Origin of the sequence: Pantoea sp. XY16 (genome assembly GCF_025153065.1) — a bacterium.
GTDB lineage: Bacteria > Pseudomonadota > Gammaproteobacteria > Enterobacterales > Enterobacteriaceae > Pantoea > Pantoea alfalfae.
Map to the genome: position 1 here is coordinate 191,611 of NZ_JANZNP010000012.1, position 6,451 is coordinate 198,061.

Here is a 6,451-nt window from a genome sequence, read left to right on the forward strand (position 1 = left end):
AGGTATTGGAACAACAGAGAATACAATGATGCAGGATTTGCGTCTGATATTAATCGTTGTTGGCGCGATCGCCATTATAGCGCTCCTTCTTCACGGGCTGTGGACCAGCCGTAAAGAGCGTTCGTCAGTGTTCCGCGATCGCCCGCACAAACGTCTGAAACAACGTGAAGAACATGATGAGCAGGACCTGATTGACGACGAAGACGACGGCGTCGGCGAGGTTCGCGTTCGTTCTGATCGCAGCACACATCAGGAACCGCGATTCGATGAGATTCGTGAGCCACAGCCAGAAGCGCCGCGTAAGCAAGCGCCTGCTGAGCCTGTGCGTCAGCCTGCGCCACGACCCGCACCGCAACCTGAACCAGAAAGCGATCCGCTTTTCAACACGGCACCGCAGCCTGCTCCGCAGCCGCGCTCTGAACCGGCTCGTCAGCAGCCAGCGCCGACTTTTGTCGCGCCGCCAGTCCAGGCTGACCCGCTGCTGGATCTCGATCCGCTGGAATCTGTCCAGCCCGCTCCGCAGTACCAGGCTGAACCTGAGCCACAGCCAGAAGTGACACCGGCTCCCGCGCCTGCACAGCCTGCAGCGAAAGCGCCAGCGGAAAAACCGAAAGAAGCGGTACTGGTACTGCATGTTGCAGCCCATTCGGGCGGTGAGCTGAACGGTGAGGCATTACTGCAGGGTATCCTGCAGGCGGGCTTCCAGTTTGGTGAAATGAACATTTTCCATCGTCATCTGAGTCCAGCAGGCAGCGGGCCGGTTCTGTTCAGTCTGGCTAACATGGTTAAGCCGGGCTCGTTCAACCCTGACCTGATGACCGATTTCAGCACGCCAGGCATCTCTATCTTTATGATGGTGCCTTCTTATGGTGATGCGAATCAGAACTTCAAGCTGATGCTGCAGTCGGCACAGCGTATCGCTGACGACGTTGGCGGTGTCGTGCTGGATGATGAGCGTCGTATGATGACGCCGCAGAAGCTGGAAACCTACAAAGCGCGTATTCGCGATGTGGTTGGTGTCTGAGCTCTGCGCTAACCGCTATCTGAATTGTTAAAACAAACCCCCGCCTGTCGGGGGTTTTTTATCTGATGGGGCTATATGAAATCCGTCCAGGATCACATCACCGAACTGCGCACCACGTTGCGCCATCACGAATATCTCTATCACGTCATGGATGCGCCGGAAGTACCGGATGCTGAATACGATCGTCTGATGCGCGAACTGCGTCAACTGGAAGAGGACCATCCCGATCTCATCACCCCGGACTCGCCAACGCAACGTGTGGGCGCTGCGCCGCTGACGGTATTCGAGCAGGTCCGCCATGAGGTGCCGATGCTGTCGCTGGATAACGCCTTTGATGAAGCCACGTTCATGGCCTTCAACAAGCGGGTGCAGGATCGGCTGAAAAGCAGTGACGACATTACTTACTGCTGCGAACTCAAGCTTGATGGCGCTGCAGTCAGCCTGATGTATGAAAATGGCCTGCTGGTTCGGGCTGCGACGCGCGGTGACGGCACGACCGGCGAGAACATTACCGCCAATGTTCGTACCATTCGCGCTATCCCGCTACGGCTAAAAGGCGACAACATTCCGGCCCGGCTGGAAGTACGCGGCGAAATATTTATGACGCAGCGCGGCTTCGAAAAGCTGAATGAGGAAGCGCGACGCACTGACGGCAAAGTCTTTGCTAACCCGCGTAACGCAGCAGCAGGTTCTCTGCGTCAGCTTGATCCGCGCATTACCGCTAAACGTCCACTGACCTTCTTCTGCTACGGTTTTGGCCTGCTGGAAGGCGGGGAGATGCCGCACAGTCACATGGGGCGTCTGCAACAGTTCAAATCCTGGGGCCTGCCGGTTAGCGACCGCATTAAGCTGGTGCATAACGCCGAAGAGGCCCTGGCCTTCTATCGAGATATTGAGCAACAGCGTCCGAACCTGGGTTTTGATATTGATGGTGTCGTAATCAAAGTAGATTCACAGGCTCTGCAGGAGCAGTTGGGGTTTGTTGCGCGCGCGCCGCGCTGGGCGATTGCTTTTAAATTCCCGGCACAGGAACAGCTGACCTGGGTACGTGACGTCGAATTTCAGGTTGGCCGCACGGGTGCGATCACACCGGTGGCTCGCCTTGAGCCGGTGCAAGTCGCAGGCGTTATCGTCAGCAATGCCACGCTGCATAATGCGGATGAAATTGAGCGGCTGGGATTACGCATCGGAGATCGGGTCGTGATTCGCCGCGCCGGTGATGTAATCCCGCAGGTGGTCAACGTGGTGATTGCTGAGCGCCCTGAAGAGACGCGTGAAGTGGTCTTTCCTGCCCATTGCCCGGTCTGTGGTTCCGAGGTGGAGCGGGTCGAAGGGGAGTCGGTCACGCGCTGCACCGGCGGTCTGATCTGCGGTGCGCAACGCAAAGAGGCACTGAAGCATTTTGTCTCGCGTCGGGCGCTGGATGTTGACGGTATGGGCGATAAGATTATCGACCAGCTGGTGGAGAAAGAGTACGTCAATACGCCCGCCGATCTGTTCCGTCTTACGGCGGGCAAGCTGACCGGACTGGATCGCATGGGGCCGAAATCGGCGCAAAACGTTGTCGATGCGCTGGAGAAAGCGAAGTCGACCACGCTGGCTCGTTTTCTCTATGCGCTGGGCATTCGCGAAGTGGGTGAAGCCACCGCCGCCAATCTGGCTAACCATTTTGGTGAGCTGCAAAAAGTGATGGATGCCGACCTTGAGGCGCTGATTGCCGTGCCGGATGTCGGCAAAGTCGTTGCCGCACACGTGCGTAACTTCATGGAAGAGGAGAGCAACCGTGAGGTTATCCGTCAGCTGACCGAAGAGATTGGCATTCACTGGCCGCAGGTGGTGGTGGTGAAAGCCGAAGAGATCGACAGTCCGTTCGCCGGAAAAACCGTGGTGCTGACCGGTTCGCTGTCGCAGATGAACCGCGATGATGCCAAAGCGCAGCTTATCGCGCTGGGTGCAAAAGTCAGCGGCAGCGTATCGAAGAAAACCGATCTGCTGATTGCCGGTGAAGCGGCCGGTTCAAAGCTGGCGAAAGCACAGGAGCTGGGCATTGAAGTGATTGATGAAGCGGAAATGATCCGTCTGCTGGGTGCCTGAGATGGATGAACATCAGCTGGTGGCGATAGCCAATACGCCTATGCCGTTTGGCAAATATAAAGGGCGGATGCTGATCGATCTGCCTGAGCCTTACCTGCTGTGGTTTGCCCGCAGTGGCGACTTCCCGTCCGGGTTGCTGGGGGATTTGATGCAACTGACCCTGACGATAAAAATAGAAGGTCTGGAGGGATTAGTTAAACCGCTCCAGACCCGTAAGTAATCGTGCCCGCGCAGGCGGGCAATGGTTTTACTTCTGTGACTCCATCACCGAATCCTTAACCTTCAGAACCTGCTGTTTCTCATTGGTCCTCTTGTAGCGTCCGGCGATAAACGAGCAGACCATCAGCTGTACCTGATGGAAAATCATCAGCGGCAGCACAATAATTCCCACGGTACTGGCCGGGAACAAAATGTTCGCCATCGGCACGCCATTCGCCAGACTCTTCTTCGAACCACAAAATAGCACCACAATCTCATCGGCGCGTTTAAAGCGGAACAGGCGCGAGGCCAGCAGGTTGATAATCAGCACGGCAGTCAGCAGGATGATGGACCCCGCCACAATCCACAGCAGCGTAATCAGGCCAACGCGATGCCAGATGCCGTTCACCACGGCTTCACTGAAGGCGGAATAGACTACCAGCAGAATCGAAGTCTGGTCAGTTTTACCAATCAGGCTGCGGTGTTTCTCAATCCAGCCACCAATCCAGCGACGGGAGAGGTGACCCAGAATGAAAGGCACCATCAGTTGCAACATAATCTTGCCGATCTGCTCCAGACCATCACTCGGGGCGCTGCTGTGAATATCCATCACCAGGTTCACCAGCAACGGCGAAATAAACACACCCAGCAGGCTCGACGCCGAGGCGCTACATACCGCTGCTGCGACGTTACCGCCCGCCATTGAGGTAAATGCGATGGCAGACTGGACGGTAGCCGGCAGGATACAAAGGTAGATAAAGCCGGTATAAATTTCCGGACCGACATCAACCGGATGCCACCACACCAGCAGCAGACCCAGCGCCGGAAACAGCACGAAGGTGCTGAACATAATCCACAGATGCAGTTGCCAGTGACTGCTGCCTGCGATGATCTTTTCACGCGAAAGTTTGGCACCGTGCATAAAGAACAACAGCGCTATCGCTGCCGTCGCAAGGTAGCTGAAGATATCGACGTAGATTCCTTTCGCTGGCAGGAAGGAGGCCAGCAGCACGGTGATGATGAGTTTAATCATCATCGGATCGAGTTTTAAAAAGCCCATTGTTAAAATCCGGTAAATTTTTCAATAGCGCGATTGTGCGACAAGTAGTTTTAGAAATAAAATTGATTTATTGAATTAATCTATGAGCGAAATTGATGAATTACACCCTGCGTCAGCTTCGTACCTTTATTGCGGTGGCCCACTACGGTGGTTTCAGTCAGGCAGGGCAGGCGATAGGTCTGAGTCAGTCGGCGGTGAGCCACAGTATTAAAGAGCTGGAGGCGGAAACCGGCGTGCGGTTGCTGGATCGCACCACGCGTGAGGTGATGCTGACGGAGGCGGGCAAACAGCTGGCATCACGCATGGAGCGCCTGCTGGAGGAGGTTCATACCACATTGCTGGATATCCGCAGTTTTGGCGAGCAGCGCAGTGGCACCGTCAGAGTCGCCGCCAGCCAGACTATTTCCGCGCACCTGATGCCGCAATGTCTTGCCGCCAGTCAGCACCATTTCCCCGATATCAAAGTCATCCTGCACGATCGCGCCCAGCAATGGGTGCTGCAAAGTGTGCGTAACGCCGAAGTCGATTTCGGAATCGTGATTGGGCCACTCAGCGACAGCGATTTCGATAGCATTGCGATTCTGGATGAGCCTTTCCTGCTGTTATGTCGCGAGGATGATCCGCTGGCGAAGGTGGAAAGGGCTGAATGGGCGATGCTGGATGGCCGCACCATGGTATTGCAGGATTACGCGTCCGGCAGTCGGGTTTTGATTGATGCGGCAATGCAGCAGCAGAATATCAGGGCTGAAGTCGTGTAGGAGATTGGTCATCCCGCCACGCTGTTCCCGATGGTACAGGTGGGAATCGGCATCAGTATTCTGCCCGCGCTGGCGTTACCCTTACCGGCGGATCGCGCACTCACGGTGCGGCGTCTCTATCCGGAAATCAATCGTAGCCTGACGCTAATCAAACGGAAAAACCGTTCGCTGACGCCTGCCGCAGAAGCCATATGGCAGGAAGTGCGCCAGCAGGCGGCGCTGCTGGCGCAACAACGCGCGGTTAAACCGGCATTTTAAATATAAACATCAACTTTGTTAGTATCGGTAGGGCGGTTAATCCCGTCCGCTTTGATCTCACTGGCGGGCGCACTGTCACTTTTTGGCTGATCCTGCTCAGCCTGTTTCTGTTCCAGCTGCGCAATCTGTGCCTGCAGCATGGTGATTTGTGACTGGTACATCTGCTGCATCTCAGACTTCTGTTCGTCAGTCAGTTCTTTATTGTCAGCCAGCTCCTTAACCTGCGTTAACACACCCTGAATCTGTTTATTCAGCGCAGCGACCTGCGAGGCCACACTGCCGTTGCCGCTGTCACCATTACTGACCGCACCGCTTAAAATTCCGGAAATTGAAGACATCATTTTCTCCCTGTAAGTCGTCACATACGTTATCGGCACGCTGCGAAACGACTTGAGAGCTGAAATTGTTAAGGTTGCGAAAAGGTGAGAGCTTATCGGTTACGCCAATGTCAGTGCAGCAGAAAAAAACAGGCAGCAGAAAGGGCTAACAGACAGCAGATAAGTTTAAAGCGAGGGGAGCGCAGGCCTGTAGCAAAGCATCGCGGGACAGGGACAAAACGCCGGGAGCGTTTTTGAACAACGCAAAGCGTTGGCCCGTCTGCGGGCGCACCTCAGGGATGAGGTGCGTAATCGCCCGCGCTGAGCCTGCCATGGATGGCGTTTTTGCGTCTTTGCGAAAGGCCTGTGCTCCCTGAGCCAGCACGCTTTTTAAAGACTGAAGTCGCAGAAAAGGGCAGCTCAGATTTAAGTCATGCTTAAGTCAGTGCAGCAGAAACGAAAAAAGCGCCTGAAAGGCGCTTTATTCTGAATTGGTGGGTCGTGCAGGATAGCCTCGGCCCATCCGGGCCTCGCCCTCCGGGTGATGCTGTCGCATCAGCCTGAATCGCATAGCGATTCAGTCGAACCTGCAGCAGGTTCTCATCCTGCACGGTAAAGTCCGTGCCCCGGAAACGAAAAAAGCGCCTTAAAGGCGCTTTATTCTGAATTGGTGGGTCGTGCAGGATTCGAACCTGCGACCAATTGATTAAAAGTCAACTGCTCTACCAACTGAGCTAACGAC

5 protein-coding genes, 1 other RNA gene and 1 pseudogene are annotated in these 6,451 nt (G+C 55.3%); 4 read left to right on the top strand and 3 right to left on the bottom strand.

Translation table 11 applies throughout. The features are described from left to right. Positions 1–25: 25 nt before the first annotated feature. The 3 genes from zipA to N1689_RS17515 all read left to right on the top strand — a co-directional run bounded on the left by zipA (position 26) and on the right by N1689_RS17515 (position 3,338). Complete coding sequence (zipA, locus tag N1689_RS17505; protein ID WP_222925155.1) at positions 26–1,024, top strand: cell division protein ZipA; 999 nt, start codon at positions 26–28, stop codon at positions 1,022–1,024. 75 nt (positions 1,025–1,099) lie between these two features. Next, positions 1,100–3,118, top strand: a complete 2,019-nt coding sequence (gene ligA / locus N1689_RS17510; protein WP_161735102.1) for an NAD-dependent DNA ligase LigA — start codon at positions 1,100–1,102, stop codon at positions 3,116–3,118. Position 3,119: 1 nt separating this feature from the next. Next, positions 3,120–3,338: a DUF3820 family protein gene (locus N1689_RS17515; RefSeq protein WP_003848878.1), complete on the top strand. Its 219-nt coding sequence runs from the start codon at positions 3,120–3,122 to the stop codon at positions 3,336–3,338. A gap of 27 nt (positions 3,339–3,365) precedes the next feature. Here N1689_RS17515 and N1689_RS17520 read toward each other — a convergent pair whose 3' ends face one another. Further along, positions 3,366–4,376 carry a bile acid:sodium symporter family protein gene (locus N1689_RS17520; RefSeq protein ID WP_161735099.1) on the bottom strand — a complete coding sequence of 337 codons (1,011 nt, stop codon included), beginning with the start codon at positions 4,374–4,376 and terminating at the stop codon, positions 3,366–3,368. A gap of 95 nt (positions 4,377–4,471) precedes the next feature. On the opposite strand from N1689_RS17520, the pseudogene N1689_RS17525 reads away from it, so the two are divergent. Beyond that, positions 4,472–5,392: pseudogene (locus N1689_RS17525) on the top strand (LysR family transcriptional regulator). Here N1689_RS17525 and N1689_RS17530 read toward each other — a convergent pair. Then, entirely contained in the window at positions 5,389–5,730 is a 342-nt protein-coding gene (locus N1689_RS17530) for a FlxA-like family protein (RefSeq protein WP_222925460.1), read from the bottom strand. The pseudogene N1689_RS17525 and the gene N1689_RS17530 overlap by 4 nt on opposite strands. A gap of 471 nt (positions 5,731–6,201) precedes the next feature. Then, positions 6,202–6,334: non-coding RNA, RtT sRNA (locus N1689_RS17535), on the bottom strand. Positions 6,335–6,451: the final 117 nt, after the last annotated feature.